Source organism: Streptomyces sp. NPDC054783, from assembly GCF_053611725.1.
Genome location: NZ_JBSHAY010000057.1, coordinates 18,567 through 32,875 on the forward strand (window position 1 = coordinate 18,567; position 14,309 = coordinate 32,875).

The following is a 14,309-nucleotide window of genomic DNA, read 5'->3' on the forward strand; positions in this document are numbered from 1 at the left end:
TCGGAAACCTCCGCGCAGACTAGACGGTTCGGGGGCCGCCGGGTTGTGGCGCCGGTTCCCGTTCGTCGGGGCTGGTCGCTCTCACGCGGCGGTGGCCGCATGTTCCGTGCAGCCCCGCGCCCCTTACGCAGGTCGTTTGTCGTCCCCCTCGCTCACACCGAACCGTTCGTGGAAGCGGCGCAACGGGGCCGGAGCCCACCACGTGGCCCTGCCCGTCAAGCGCATGATCGCGGGTACCAGCAGGCTGCGGACCACCATCGCGTCCATCAGGACCGCCAGTGCGATGCCCAGGCCGAGCATCTTGGTGTTGGTCACCCGTGAGGTACCGATGGCCACCATCACCACCGCGAGGATGACCGCCGCCGCGGTGATCAGTCCGCCGGTGCGCTGGAGTCCGTGCCGCACCGCCGCGTCGTGGTCGCCCGTGCGGTCGTACTCCTCCTTGATGCGGGAGAGCAGGAACACGCCGTAGTCCATGGAGAGCCCGAAGGCCACGCAGAACATCAGCACGGGCAGGGTGGTCTCGATGGAGCCGGAGCTGGTGAAGCCGAGGGCGCCGGAGAGGTGGCCGTCCTGGAACACCCAGACCACGGCACCGAACATCGCGGTCAGGCTGAGCGCGTTGAGCACCACGGCCTGCACGGGTATCAGCACGCTTCCGGTGAGCAGGAAGACCAGCAGGAGCGTGACGACGGCGATGAACGCGGCGGCCCAGGGCAGGCGCCGGCCTATCGCGTGCTTGGTGTCGACGAGGACCGCGGCCGTGCCGGTCACCTTGGCGTCGAAGGGGGTGCGCAGGGAGCGCAGATCACCGACCAGGCGCTGGGCCGGGTCGTCCACGGCCTCCCCCCTCGGCTGCACCGTGAAGTAGGCGGCGTCGCCCTTGACCAGCGGGCCGTCGACGCGGGCCACTTCGGGAAGGGCGGCCACCCGCTGCTTGTAGGCGGCGTACTGGGCGGCGGTGGCCCTGCCCTCGGCGAGAACCTCCAGACCGCCGCCGGGGCTGCCGGGGAAGCCCTCGCGGATGTGCTCCTGCACCACGTGGGACTCGGCGGTCGAGGGCAGCTGGCGATCGTCGGCGGTGCCGAACTTCACGCCCAGGAAGGGCAGTCCGAGGGCCACCAGCAGGACGGTGGTGCCGAGCGCGAAGAGCGGGGCCCTGCGCATCACCAGGCCTGCGGCGCGGGCCCAGGTCGTCCCGGGGGTCGCGGTGGTCCCCTCGGCGGGCTTCGGGGCTCGGCGTCGGCGGAACAGCCGTCGCAGATCCAGGGAGTTGACCCGGTGGCCGAGCAGGATCAGGGCGGCCGGGAGCAGGATCAGGGCGGCGGCCGCGGCGAGCAGGACCACGGCGATGCCGGCGTAGGCGAAGGACCGCAGGAAGTACTGCGGGAAGACCATCATGGCGGCCAGGGACACCGCCACTGTGAGGGCGGAGAACAGGACCGTGCGGCCGGCGGTGCGCAGGGTCGTGCCGACCGCGGTCAACGGGGTGGCGCCCGTGGACAGTTCCTCGCGGAAGCGGCGGACGATGAACAGGGCGTAGTCGATGGCCAGGCCGAGGCCGAGGGCCGTGGTGAGGTTGAGCGCGAAGACGGAGACGTCGGTGAAGGCCGTCAGGCCGCGCAGGACGGCGTTGGTGCCGAGGATGGCGACGATGCCGATGCCGAGCGGCAGCAGGGCCGCGATCGCGCTGCCGAAGACCATCACCAGAAGCACCAGTGTGATCGGCAGGGCGATCATCTCGGCGCGGGCCAGGTCCTCCTTGATGATCGTCTGCATCTCGTGCCGGACCGCGACGATGCCGCCGACCCTCACCCGGACCGGGCCGTGCGTGCCCCGGTAGTGCGGGGCGATGCGGTCGAGCGTCCGGCCCATCGCGTTGTCGTCGCCGGCGATGCGGGCGGCGATCAGCGCCTCGTGGCCGTCCTTGGCGCGCAGGGCCGGTGACCTGCTCTGCCAGTAGGAGCCGACGCCGGTCACGCCCTTCTCCCCCGCCAACCGGCCGGCCAGGTCGCGGGCTTCGGACGCGACCGCCGGATCGTCGACCGAGGCCCGGCCCGAGTCGACCAGGAGCAGCAGGTTCGGCTGGGAGTCGGGGAACTCGCGCTCCAGGGCCTTGGTGGCGTACGTCGACTCGGCGGCCGGGTCCTCCCAGCCGCCGCTGCCGAGGCGGTCCGCGACTCCGCTGCCGGCCAGCACGGCGAGCGCGGTGAGCACCAGGGCCACGAGGAGTGACAGGCGTGGACGGGCGGTGACGAATCGGGTGTAGCGGCCGGGTCGGGGCGGCACCGCGTTCCGCGGTCCCTCCTGCGCCCCTTCCGGCGCTTCCTCCCCCGTCCGCAGCGGCGTGTTGACTTCGGTCATCGTGCGGTGTCCCCTTCACCTGACCCATGTCTGTGCAGGCAGGCAGCATGAGTCGCTCATTGCCAATAGACTGACAAACACGAGAGATCGCTCGCGTTCCTCCAGAATGCGAGCGGCCACTCGCATTTGTCAATCAGGTTCGGAGAGCTGGGGATAACGCGTGCCCGACAACCCGCAGACGCAGAAGGAGCAGCCGCGCCGCCGGCAGGCCCGCGGGGAGCGCCGTATCGCCCAGTTGCTCGAGGCGGCCGCGCGGGTCTTCTGCACCACCGGCTACACCGCCGCCAGCACCAATGCCATCGCCCGCGAGGCCGGCGTCTCGCCGGGCACGCTCTACCAGTTCTTCCCGAACAAGGAGGCGATCGCGATCGAGCTGGGCGACCGGCTCGTCCACGAGATGCGGGAGACCTACGGCGAGGCACTGGCCCCCGTCGATCCCGCCACCCCGCTGGAGGAGGCCATCGGTTCCACCGTCGACCGGTTCATGGCCTTCAACACCGAGCACCCGGTGTTCTTCGCGCTGATGCACGGCCCCGACATCCCGGGCCGGATGGCCGAGACGCACGACCAGCTGCACGCGACACTGATCGGCCGGACCGGGGACCTGCTCACCACCCTCATGCCCGGCGCCACCCCGGCCGACGTCACCCGCACGGCGCACGTCTGCCTCGGCATCTACAAGTCCGGCCTCGAACTGGTCCTCGCCCACGAGGGCACCGAACGCGCGGCCTATGTCCAGGAGATCAAGGACGTCCTGGTCCGCTACCTGCGCCCCCTGGTGGGCGACCGGCTCGGGTGAGGCCGGTCCGGGGAGCCGATCGACCGTGAACGGAGCCCACCCGAACTGCGCCCCCCGGCACATCTGCCTAGAGTGCGGATAGATCGCCTCGCCCAGCCGCTGTCCGAGGGGACCCCCGTGAGCCACTCCCCGCCTCCCGGCACGCCCAAGGCCCGTATCCCCGGCCCACAGCAGCCGCCACCGCCGTATCCCCGCATCGCCGCGGGCCTGTGGCGGCGATGTCTGGGCGGGGGGCTCGCCCTGTGGGTGCTGATCGCGTGGGTGACGTACGAGACGCGGAACAGCACGCTGCTGCCGACGCTGATCCTGCTCGGCAGCTTTCTCGTACCGGTCGCCTTCGTACTGTGGGCGTACGAACGGCACTGCCGTGACCTGGGCGTCAGCGCGATCCTCGGCTGCTTCCTGGCCGGCGGGACACTCGGCGTGCTCGGCGCCTCGCTGACGGAGTCGAACCTGCTGCGCCCCTCGCCGGGGACGTTCGCCGGCGTCTGCCTGATCGAGGAGGCGGCCAAGCTCGCCGCGCTGGTGTTCGTGCTGCGCCGGCAGCCGGCCGTCCGCGGGCTGCGCGCCGGACTGGTGCTCGGCGCGGCCGTCGGCTTCGGCTTCGCCGCACTGGAGAGCACCGGGTACGCCGTGAACGCAGCCGTCTCCAGCGCGGCCGTCTCCGCCGAGGGCATCGATCTGCGCACCCTGCTGGAGACGGAGCTGCCGCGCGGGCTGCTCGGCCCCTTCGGGCACGGGCTGTGGACCGCGATCGCCGGCGGCGTTCTGCTGTCCCGGCGCCGTCTGAACGGGCACTTCCGCCTCTCCGCGCCGGTCGCCGGCACCTGCCTGGGCGTGGCCCTGCTGCACGCATTGGGGGACGCCACGCACGGCGCCGCGCTCTGGGCGGTAGCCCGGCTGACCGGCACCGCACCCGAGGGACAGCTGTTCGCACAGGGGTACCTCGTCCGGCCGAGCGCCGCACAGGAGCCCCTGTTCACGCTGTTCTCGGTCGGCGGACTGGCACTGGTGGCCCTGGCCGGGGTCGGCTGGGTGCGGTCGCTGGCGCGCCGGGACGCCTCTTGGTGAGGTACCCCCTAGGGGTATAGTGTGGAGAGCGTGGGGTTCCCTCGCGGGCCCCACCGGCCCCACCCGCCTCGACGAGGAGTAACGACATGACCGCCCACACCGACACCCCCGGCTCCGTCACCACCGTCTACAAGGTGACCGGCATGAGCTGTGGCCACTGCGAGGGCTCCGTCTCCGGCGAGATCTCCCGGATCCCCGGCGTCAGCTCGGTGAAGGCCGTCGCGTCCACCGGCGAGGTGACCGTGGTCTCCGAGGCGCCGCTGGACGACGAGGCCGTGCGCGCCGCCGTGGACGAGGCCGGCTTCGAGCTGGCCGGCAAGGCCTGATCACCCCTCCGCTCCCCCAATTTTCCCGACCGGGCCGTGCCGACCAGCTGATACTGGCTCCGTACTGTCCGGTCCGATGTCTGGAGTCCGGACATGACCAGCACCACCGCAGAGACAGCCATAACCACGGGTGGGACCTCCGAAGCAGAGCTGCTCATCGGCGGGATGACCTGCGCCTCCTGCGCCGCCCGGGTGGAGAGGAAGCTCAACCGGATGGAGGGCGTCAGCGCCACCGTCAACTTCGCCACCGAGAAGGCGAAGGTCACGTACGGCGCGGGCGTCCGGATCGCCGACCTGATCGCCACCGTGGAGAAGACGGGCTACACCGCCGAGGAACCGGCACCGCCGGCGCCCGAGCCCGAGGCGGCTGCCCGGGCCCCCGAGCAGGACCCCGAACTCGGCGCCCTGCGGCACCGCCTGCTCGTCTCCGCGCTGCTCGCGGCACCCGTGGTGCTGCTCGCGATGGTCCCTTCACTGCAGTTCGACAACTGGCAGTGGCTCTCCCTGACGCTCGCCGCACCGGTCGTCGTCTGGGGCGGCGCCCCCTTCCACCGGGCCGCCTGGACCAACCTCCGGCACGGCGCGGCCACCATGGACACCCTGGTCTCGGTCGGCACGCTGGCCGCGTTCGGCTGGTCGCTGTGGGCGCTGTTCTTCGGCGACGCGGGCATGCCGGGCATGCACGACGAGTTCCGCCTGACCGTCTCCCGCATGGACGGCGCCTCCACGATCTACCTGGAGGTCGCCGCCGGAGTGGTCGCGCTGATCCTGCTCGGCCGCTATCTGGAGGCCCGCTCCAAGCGGCGCGCGGGCGCGGCGCTGCGGGCGCTGATGGAGCTGGGCGCCAAGGACGTCGCCGTACTGCGGGACGGCCGTGAGGTGCGGGTTCCGGTGGCGGATCTGGCCGTGGGCGACCGGTTCGTCGTACGGCCCGGCGAGAAGATCGCCACCGACGGCACGGTGGTCGAGGGCGTCTCCGCGGTGGACGCGGCCATGCTGACCGGCGAGTCGGTGCCGGTGGACGTCGGCCCGGGCGACCGGGTCACCGGCGCCACCGTCAACGCGGGCGGCAGGCTGGTCGTCGAGGCGGCCCGGGTGGGCGCCGACACCCAGCTCGCCCGGATGGCGAAGCTGGTGGAGGACGCACAGAACGGCAAGGCCGAGGTGCAGCGGCTCGCCGACCGGGTCTCGGCGGTCTTCGTCCCGGTCGTCATCCTCGTCGCGCTCGGCACCTTCGGCGTCTGGCTGGGCGTCACCGGGGACACGGTCGCCGCGTTCACCGCGGCCGTCGCCGTCCTGATCATCGCCTGCCCCTGCGCGCTGGGCCTGGCCACGCCGACCGCACTGATGGTCGGCACCGGCCGCGGCGCCCAGCTCGGCATCCTCATCAAGGGCCCCGAGGTACTGGAGTCCACCCGCCGCGTCGACACGGTCGTGCTGGACAAGACCGGCACCGTCACCACCGGCCGGATGGCCCTCCAGGCGGTGTACGCCGCCGACGGCGAGGACGAGAAGGAGCTGCTGCGGCTCGCCGGCGCCCTGGAACACGCCTCCGAGCACCCCGTCGCCCGAGCGATCGCCGCCGGCGCCGAGGAACACGCCGGGGCGCTCCCGCCGGTGGAGCACTTCGAGAACGTGCCCGGACGGGGCGTACGCGGGCGCGTCGACGGCCGCGAGGTGGCCGTGGGGCGCCTGTACGACGAGTTGCCGCAGGAGTTGGCCCGGGCGGCACGCGAGGCGGAGCAGGAGGGCCGTACGGCGGTCGTGGCCGGCTGGGACGGGCGGGCCCGCGGGGTCCTCGCCGTCGCCGACGCGATCAAGGAGACCAGCGCCGGGGCGGTACGCGAACTGCGCGCGCTGGGCCTGAGGCCGGTACTGCTCACGGGGGACAACCGTACGGTCGCCGAGGCGGTCGCGAAGAGCGTCGGCATCGGCTCCGGGGACGTGTTCGCCGAGGTGCTGCCCGAGGACAAGGTGGATGTCGTACGACGGCTGCAGCGCGAGGGACGGGCCGTGGCGATGGTCGGCGACGGCGTGAACGACGCGGCCGCGCTGGCCACCGCCGACCTGGGCCTCGCCATGGGCACCGGAACGGACGCGGCGATCGAGGCGGGTGACCTGACCCTGGTGCGCGGCGACCTGCGGGTGGCCGCCGACGCGATCCGGCTGTCCCGGCGGACGCTGGCCACCATCAAGGGCAACCTGGTGTGGGCCTTCGGCTACAACGTGGCCGCGCTGCCCCTGGCCGCCGCCGGGCTGCTCAACCCGATGATCGCCGGCGCCGCGATGGCCTTCTCCTCGGTCTTCGTGGTGACCAACAGTCTGCGACTGCGCCGTTTCCGCTGAAGTCCCGCGGGGTTACCGGCGGTTCGTCGCAGTCGAAGTAAGGAACCCCCTAGAGTCCTGCGCGAGCCTCACATAAGCTCTTCACAAGGCTCGCGCATCATCCTTACACTTGGACCCCGATCGCCGTATCGGGGCTCTTGCGCACCTAAGGGACATATGCAAGAGACGCAGATCACAGTGATGCGAACGTAACCATCGAAGGGGTTCGAAGGTCTAAGTTGGCGATGTCAGACCAGCGTCTTGGGGGGCGCTGACTGGCATCTGGGGATGTCTTGGGGGACTTCCTCAGAGGTGCGTTGCCGGGGCACGCGCGCCGGGAAGCTTTGAGCGGCCCTCCCTGCGTGCGTTGTCCCGGCAGATCGCAGCGCGTCACTGGAGCAGGACGAGTTTTGCTCATTCTGCTCGAAGACAGCGGTTCAGGCGCTGTCCTCTCCGAGCGCCCGGCCGGATCCCGTGGGGGGAATCCGCACCGGGACATGGGAAGGCGCCCTGGTCGTCGGCCCGTGGGGGGACCGGCGTCTCAGGGCGCCTTCCGCTTTTCGCTTGTCTCTACGACTTCCCTTACGGCGAGTCCGTCAGGCGCCAGGGAGGCACATCGCACCCCCGGGCGCCCGGAAGAAACGAACTCGCACCCTCGGGACAAGGGGCACCACTCGCACCACTCGGGATGGCGCCCCCGCCGGGTGTCAGCGCTGCTCGACCGGCACGAAGTCGCGGAGCTCCACGCCCGTGTAGATCTGGCGCGGGCGGCCGATGCGGGAGCCCGGCTCCTTGATCATCTCGGTCCACTGGGCGATCCAGCCCGGCAGGCGGCCGAGGGCGAACAGGACCGTGAACATCTCGGTCGGGAAGCCCATGGCCCGGTAGATCAGGCCGGTGTAGAAGTCGACGTTGGGGTAGAGGTTGCGCGAGACGAAGTAGTCGTCGGAGAGCGCGTGCTCCTCCAGCTTCAGCGCGATGTCCAGCAGCTCGTCGGACTTGCCGAGCGCGGAGAGGACGTCGTGCGCGGCGGCCTTGATGATCTTGGCGCGGGGGTCGAAGCTCTTGTAGACCCGGTGGCCGAAGCCCATCAGACGGACGCCGTCCTCCTTGTTCTTCACCTTGGTGATGAAGGAGTCGACGTTGCCGCCGTTCGCCTGGATACCCTCCAGCATCTCCAGCACGGACTGGTTGGCGCCGCCGTGCAGCGGGCCCCACAGCGCGCTGATGCCGGCCGAGATCGACGCGAACATGTTGGCCTGCGACGAGCCGACCAGGCGGACCGTCGAGGTCGAGCAGTTCTGCTCGTGGTCGGCGTGCAGGATCAGCAGCTTGTCCAGCGCCGAGACGACGACCGGGTCCAGCTCGAACTCCTGCGCCGGGACCGAGAAGGTCATGCGCAGGAAGTTCTCGACGTAGCCGAGGTCGTTGCGCGGGTAGACGAACGGGTGGCCGATCGACTTCTTGTACGCGTACGCCGCGATCGTCGGCAGCTTCGCGAGCAGCCGGATCGTGGAGAGGTCGCGCTGCTTCTCGTCGAACGGGTTGTGGCTGTCCTGGTAGAAGGTGGACAGCGCCGAGACGACCGAGGACAGCATGGCCATCGGGTGGGCGTCGCGCGGGAAGCCCTTGTAGAAGTTCTTGACGTCCTCGTGCAGCAGGGTGTGCCGCGTGATGTCGTTCTTGAACGTCGAGAGCTCGTCGACGGTGGGCAGCTCGCCGTTGATCAGCAGGTACGCCACCTCGAGGAAGGTGGAGCGCTCGGCCAGCTGCTCGATGGGGTAGCCGCGGTAGCGGAGGATGCCCGCCTCGCCGTCGAGGTAGGTGATCGCGGATTTATAGGCGGCCGTGTTGCCGTACCCGCTGTCCAGAGTCACGAGACCGGTCTGGGCGCGGAGCTTCCCGATGTCGAAGCCCTTGTCGCCGACGGTGCTGTCGACCACCGGGTAGGTGTACTCGCCGTCGCCGTACCGCAGTACTACAGAGTTGTCGCTCACGTCTTCCCTCACCGACGTAGTGCCTCATCTTCGAGGTGCCCTGACTGTCTCTACCATCCCCCATTTGGCTCAGGAGAGTGCACTCGGGGTCGACCATTGGGCCTATTGGCGGCACTCAGTGCCGCCAACCTGCTCATCCTGCCCCCTTGTCTCCCCATCTGGAAGGTCTCTGTGACCTTCACGACTCATTTGATCGATCATTTTTCGAGATGGCCCTGATCAAGCCTGAAGTCGAGTGCCGTGCACCGCCGTCCGGCCGACACCGTGCGCACCGCCTGTCCGATCGCCTTGCGTGAACCGACGAGGACGACCAGCCGTTTGGCGCGGGTCACCGCCGTGTACAGCAGGTTCCGCTGGAGCATCATCCACGCCCCGTTCGTGACGGGGATCACCACCGCGGGATATTCACTTCCCTGCGAACGGTGGATGGTCACCGCGTACGCATGGGCCAGTTCGTCCAGTTCGTCGAATTCGTACGGAACCTCCTCGTCTTCGTCCGTGAGCACCGTGAGCCGCTGGTCGACCGGATCGAGTGAGGTGACGACACCCACGGTGCCGTTGAAGACACCGTTCTTCCCTTTCTCGTAATTGTTGCGAATCTGGGTGACCTTGTCGCCGACACGGAAGACCCGGCCTCCGAACCGCTTCTCGGGCACATCGGGCCGGCCCGGGGTGATGGCCTGCTGGAGCAGCCCGTTGAGCACCCCGGCCCCCGCAGGGCCCCGGTGCATCGGCGCGAGAACCTGCACGTCCCGGCGCGGATCGAGCCCGAACCTGGCCGGAATCCGCCGGGCGGCGACGTCGACGGTGAGCCGCCCGGCCTCCTCGGTGTCGTCCTCGACGAACAGGAAGAAGTCCTTCATCCCGTCGGTGAGGGGATGCTGCCCCGCGTTGATCCGGTGCGCGTTGGTCACGACGCCGGACTGCTGGGCCTGCCGGAAGACCCGGGTGAGCCGGACGGCCGGGACGGGACCGCCGGCGGCGAGCAGGTCGCGCAGCACCTCGCCCGCGCCGACGCTGGGCAGCTGGTCGACGTCACCGACGAAGAGGAGATGAGCGCCCGGGGGCACGGCCTTGACCAGCTTGTTGGCCAGCAGGAGGTCGAGCATGGAGGCCTCGTCCACGACCACGAGATCGGCATCGAGCGGCCGGTCCCGGTCGTAGGCGGCGTCCCCGCCGGGCCTCAGCTCCAGCAGCCGGTGCACGGTGGAGGCCTCGGCACCGGTCAGCTCGGCCAGCCGCTTGGCCGCACGCCCGGTGGGGGCGGCGAGCAGCACCTTGGCCCGCTTGGCCCGGGCCAGCTCCACGATCGAGCGGACGGTGAAGGACTTGCCACAGCCTGGCCCGCCGGTGAGGACGGCGACCTTCTCGGTGAGCGCGAGCTTGACAGCGGCTTCCTGCTCGGGGGCGAGGTCGGCGCCGGTACGACCCTTCAGCCAGCCGAGGGCCTTGCCCCAGTCGACGTCATGGAACGCCGGCATCCGGTCCTGATCCGTACGCAGAAGACGCAGCAACTGCGAGGAGAGCGAGATCTCGGCACGGTGGAAGGGGACGAGGTAGACGGCGGTGACGGGTTCGGCGTCGTCACCGTCCGGGCCGGGCACCTTCTCCCGTACGACACCGGGGTCGTCGCCGTCTTCCGGGGGATCGGCCAGCTCGGCGAGGCACTCGATGACAAGCCCGGTGTCGACGGCGAGCAGCTTGACCGCGTCGGAGATCAGCCGCTCCTCGGGCAGGAAACAGTGCCCTTGGTCGGCGGACTGGGACAGGGCGTACTGCAGACCGGCCTTGACCCTCTCCGGGCTGTCGTGCGGGATCCCGACGGACTGGGCGATCTTGTCCGCGGTCAGAAAGCCGATGCCCCAGACGTCGGCGGCGAGTCGATAGGGGTGGTTCTTCACGACGGAGATCGACGCGTCCCCGTACTTCTTGTAGATCCGCACGGCGATGGACGTCGACACCTCGACGGTCTGGAGGAAGAGCATGACCTCCTTGATCGCCTTCTGCTCCTCCCAGGCGTCGGCGATCTTCTTGGTCCGCTTGGGACCGAGGCCGGGGACCTCGATGAGCCGCTTGGGCTCCTCCTCGATGATCCGGAGGGTGTCGAGCCCGAAGTGCTGGGTGATCCGGTCGGCGAAGACCGGCCCGATCCCCTTGACCAGCCCCGACCCGAGGTAACGCCGGATGCCCTGGACGGTGGCGGGCAGGACCGTCGTGTAGTTCTCGACGTGGAACTGCTTGCCGTACTGGGGATGGGACCCCCAGCGCCCCTCCATCCGCAGGGACTCCCCGACCTGGGCGCCGAGCAGCGCGCCGACCACCGTGAGGAGGTCGCCGGCGCCTCTTCCCGTGTCGACCCGGGCGACCGTGTAGCCGTTCTCCTCATTGGCGTACGTGATGCGCTCCAGCACGCCTTCGAGTACGGCGAGCCGCCGCTCGCCGGTCTGGGTCCCCGCCTGTTGAGCCATGATCCGACGGTACCGGTGGGGTGTGACAGCGGGTCCGGCAACCGCTCGTGCGAGGCCCGGCGGTTGCCCGGGCCGTGCTCAGCGGACGACGTCGAAGACCTGCTTGTGCAGGCCGTTGCCGTAGACCTCGTGCTCGACCAGCTCCAGCTTCTGGGTGTCCTTGTCCGTGGTGCTGAACAGGCGCTTGCCGGCGCCGAGCAGCAGCGGGTACACGAGCAGGTGGTAGCGGTCGATCAGGCCGGCGTCGGAGAGGCTCTGGTTCAGGGCGGCGCTGCCGTGGACGATGATCGGGCCGCCCTCGGTCTCCTTCAGGGCGGCGACCTCGTCGAGCGAGCGCAGGATCGTGGTCTCGCCCCAGCCGGAGACCAGCTCGTCCTCGGTGAGGGTGGTGGAGACGACGTACTTCGGCATCGTCTTGTAGTGCGCGAACTCCGCCATGTCCGGCCATACCGGGCTGAACGCCTCGTAGCTGACCCGGCCCATCAGGATGGCGGTGGACTCCCGCTGCTCCCGTTCCTTGATCTCGAACGCCTCGGGGACGAACTCGACGTCCTTGAAGGTCCATCCGGAGTTCCGGTAGCCGGGTTCGCCGCCGGGGGCCTCCACTACACCGTCGAGCGAGATGAAGGCGCTGGTGATCAGGGTGCGCATGGCGAGCTCCTCGGGCTCTCGGTGTGCGGTGCGTTGCCGGGTCCGGCACCGTTCCTCCAGTGTCTACCGACAAATTTATTTGTCAAGGCGAGGAAAGTTTTCGGTCAGGGGCGCACGGACGCGCGGTCGCGACGCGCCGGCCGGGGAACGGGCGCGGCCGGCGCGTCGGGTGTTGCGGTGTCGGTCAGTTCAGGTGCCGGGCGAAGAAGCTCAGGGCGCCGTCGACTTCGAACGGCGGCACGTCCCCGTGCCTGCCGGGGTTGGCGTGCAGTGTCTTCTCCGCCGAGGCCAGGGCCTCGAACAACGCCAGGCTCTGGTCGCGCGGGACCATCTGGTCGTCCCACTGGACCAGGAACTGCACCGGTACGGTGATCCGCGCGGCGTCCCCGGCCAGACCGTGCACACCGAGCAGGCCCAGCACGGCGGCCCGGATCCGGGGTTCCGCGGCGATGAGCGGGATGCCGAGGCCGCAGCCCATCGACATGCCGCAGTAGCCCACCGGTCCGACGCCGACCTGGTCGAGGCGCTGCGCAGCGGTCAGAACCGCCCGCCAGTCCGCTACGGCCTGAGGGGCCAGGTAGCTGTGCATGCCGGCGACCAGCGCGCCCGGGTCCTCGCCGGCGGCCATGCCGGCCCGCATTGCGGCGGCGGTGCGGCCGAACTCCTCGCCCTTGGGACGGTCGCCGTGGTTGGGCGCGTCGATGGCGACGACCGCGAACCCCTCGGCGGCGCAACGGCGCGCGCGGGACACGGTGTTGGGAGCCGTCTTGTGCTGCCCGCCACCGTGGCCCAGCAGGATCAGGGGGCGGGGGCCGGAGGCGTCTTCCGGCGTCCAGAGCACACCGGGGATCTCGTCGAGGGTGAAGAACTGCTCGGTGACGCCGTCCGACGACGTCTGGGAGGTGAAGCGCATCAGCGTTTCAGCCTTTCGGGATGCCTTGTGCGGGCGCTCCCTAGGCCATGCGGAGAAGGGAGCCCCGACGCGTCACAGTGTTGATCGGACTCACCTCCTCGAATGCGCAGTCATGCACGGCGGCGTCGAAGCTATCACGCCCCAGCTCTGACAGGGGCAACTCCCTTGCCTCGCCCACTGATCGGCGGGCCGGGGGCAGATCCGGGAGGTCCAGGTGGCCGGGTTTCGACGGCACCCGGACGGACCGACGGCGGAGAAGAACTGCACGCTGTACGCATCGGTCGCCCAGCAGCCGTCACAGTTGGAGGGACAACGTGGCCTGGCGTCCCTCAGGGCACTCAGCGGAATCAGGGAGTCAACTGATGTACGACTACGACCTGTTGGTCGTGGGTTCGGCCAACGCCGACCTGGTGATCGACGTCGAGCGGCGGCCGGCCGCCGGCGAGACGGTGCTCGGCGGCGACCTGGCCGTCCACCCGGGCGGCAAGGGCGCCAACCAGGCTGTCGCCGCCGCCCGGCTCGGCGCGGGTACGGCCCTGCTGGCCCGGGTCGGCGACGACGGCCACGGCCGGCTGCTGCTGGACTCCCTGCACGCGGCCGGCGTCGACACGGTCGGCGTGCTGGTGGGCGGGGCGCCGACGGGCGTCGCGCTGATCACCGTGGACCCCTCCGGGGACAACAGCATCGTGGTGTCGCCCGGCGCCAACGCCCGGCTCACCCCGGCGGACATCCGGGCGGCGGTCAGCCTGTTCCTCGCCTCGCGGGTGGTGTCGGCGCAGCTGGAGATCCCGCTGGAGACGGTCGTGGAGGTCGTACGGAACCTGTCCCCGGCCAGCCGCTTCGTGCTGAACCCGTCCCCGCCGCGGCCCCTGCCCACGGAGGTGCTGGCGGTCTGCGACCCGCTGATCGTCAACGAGCACGAGGCCCGGGTGATCCTCGGCGAGGCCTGTGTGAGCGAGGACCCTGCGGACTGGGCGCGGCTGCTGCGGGCCAAGGGTCCGCGCTCGGTGGTGGTGACGCTGGGGGCGGAGGGGGCGCTGGTGTGTGACGAGTCCGGCGTGACGCGGGTGGCGCCGGTGAAGGTCGAGGCGGTGGACACGACCGGTGCCGGGGACGCGTTCACAGCGGCGCTCGCCTGGAGGCTGGGGACGGGCGCGGATCTGCCGGAGGCGGCGGCGTATGCGGCTCTGGTCGGGGCCGCGGCCGTGACGAAGCGGGGTGCGCAGCAGTCGTATCCGACGGCGGAGGAGGCCGGGGCGCTGTGCTGTGCCGTCCCGGGGGAAGCGGCATCCGGCCGGGCGCCCGGACAGTCGCGGCGAGGTGATTCGTAATCCGAAGCCGTCTTCTGAGGCCCGTACGGCTTCGAGGGGGCGGCCCCGGTCCGTCGACCGGGGC

Annotated in this window: 10 protein-coding genes; 5 read left to right on the top strand and 5 right to left on the bottom strand. The window is 70.5% G+C overall.

Annotation, left to right across the window (positions count from 1 at the left end):
- Positions 1–123: 123 nt before the first annotated feature.
- Positions 124–2,364 (bottom strand): MMPL family transporter, encoded by a 2,241-nt coding sequence (locus ACWGJ5_RS43995; RefSeq protein ID WP_453315225.1) that lies wholly within the window; start codon positions 2,362–2,364, stop codon positions 124–126.
- Positions 2,365–2,524: 160 nt separating this feature from the next.
- Here ACWGJ5_RS43995 and ACWGJ5_RS44000 point away from each other — a divergent pair, with 160 nt between their 5' ends.
- The 4 genes from ACWGJ5_RS44000 (at position 2,525) to ACWGJ5_RS44015 (ending at position 6,906) form a co-directional block, all read left to right on the top strand.
- Positions 2,525–3,163, top strand: a complete 639-nt coding sequence (locus ACWGJ5_RS44000) for a TetR family transcriptional regulator (protein WP_453315226.1) — start codon at positions 2,525–2,527, stop codon at positions 3,161–3,163.
- Between the two features lie 117 nt (positions 3,164–3,280).
- On the top strand, positions 3,281–4,234 hold the full coding sequence (locus ACWGJ5_RS44005; protein ID WP_453315227.1) for a PrsW family intramembrane metalloprotease: 954 nt from the start codon (positions 3,281–3,283) through the stop codon (positions 4,232–4,234).
- Between the two features lie 86 nt (positions 4,235–4,320).
- The gene (locus ACWGJ5_RS44010) at positions 4,321–4,560 is read left to right on the top strand and encodes a heavy-metal-associated domain-containing protein (protein WP_453315228.1); all 240 of its coding nucleotides are present in this window, start codon (positions 4,321–4,323) and stop codon (positions 4,558–4,560) included.
- Between the two features lie 93 nt (positions 4,561–4,653).
- The gene (locus ACWGJ5_RS44015; protein WP_453315229.1) at positions 4,654–6,906 is read left to right on the top strand and encodes a heavy metal translocating P-type ATPase; all 2,253 of its coding nucleotides are present in this window, start codon (positions 4,654–4,656) and stop codon (positions 6,904–6,906) included.
- A gap of 686 nt (positions 6,907–7,592) precedes the next feature.
- Here the strand turns inward: ACWGJ5_RS44015 and ACWGJ5_RS44020 are convergent.
- From ACWGJ5_RS44020 to ACWGJ5_RS44035, 4 genes are all read right to left on the bottom strand, one after another.
- A complete protein-coding gene (locus ACWGJ5_RS44020; RefSeq protein WP_453315230.1) occupies positions 7,593–8,882 on the bottom strand; it encodes a citrate synthase in 1,290 nt (429 codons plus the stop codon).
- Between the two features lie 197 nt (positions 8,883–9,079).
- On the bottom strand, positions 9,080–11,350 hold the full coding sequence (gene recD2, locus ACWGJ5_RS44025; protein WP_453315231.1) for an SF1B family DNA helicase RecD2: 2,271 nt from the start codon (positions 11,348–11,350) through the stop codon (positions 9,080–9,082).
- 78 nt (positions 11,351–11,428) lie between these two features.
- Positions 11,429–12,001, bottom strand: a complete 573-nt coding sequence (locus ACWGJ5_RS44030; protein ID WP_453315232.1) for a dihydrofolate reductase family protein — start codon at positions 11,999–12,001, stop codon at positions 11,429–11,431.
- Between the two features lie 184 nt (positions 12,002–12,185).
- Positions 12,186–12,914, bottom strand: a complete 729-nt coding sequence (locus tag ACWGJ5_RS44035) for a dienelactone hydrolase family protein (protein ID WP_453315233.1) — start codon at positions 12,912–12,914, stop codon at positions 12,186–12,188.
- A 362-nt stretch (positions 12,915–13,276) separates the two neighbouring features.
- Here ACWGJ5_RS44035 and ACWGJ5_RS44040 point away from each other — a divergent pair, with 362 nt between their 5' ends.
- Entirely contained in the window at positions 13,277–14,245 is a 969-nt protein-coding gene (locus ACWGJ5_RS44040; protein WP_453315234.1) for a ribokinase, read from the top strand.
- Positions 14,246–14,309 lie beyond the last annotated feature (64 nt).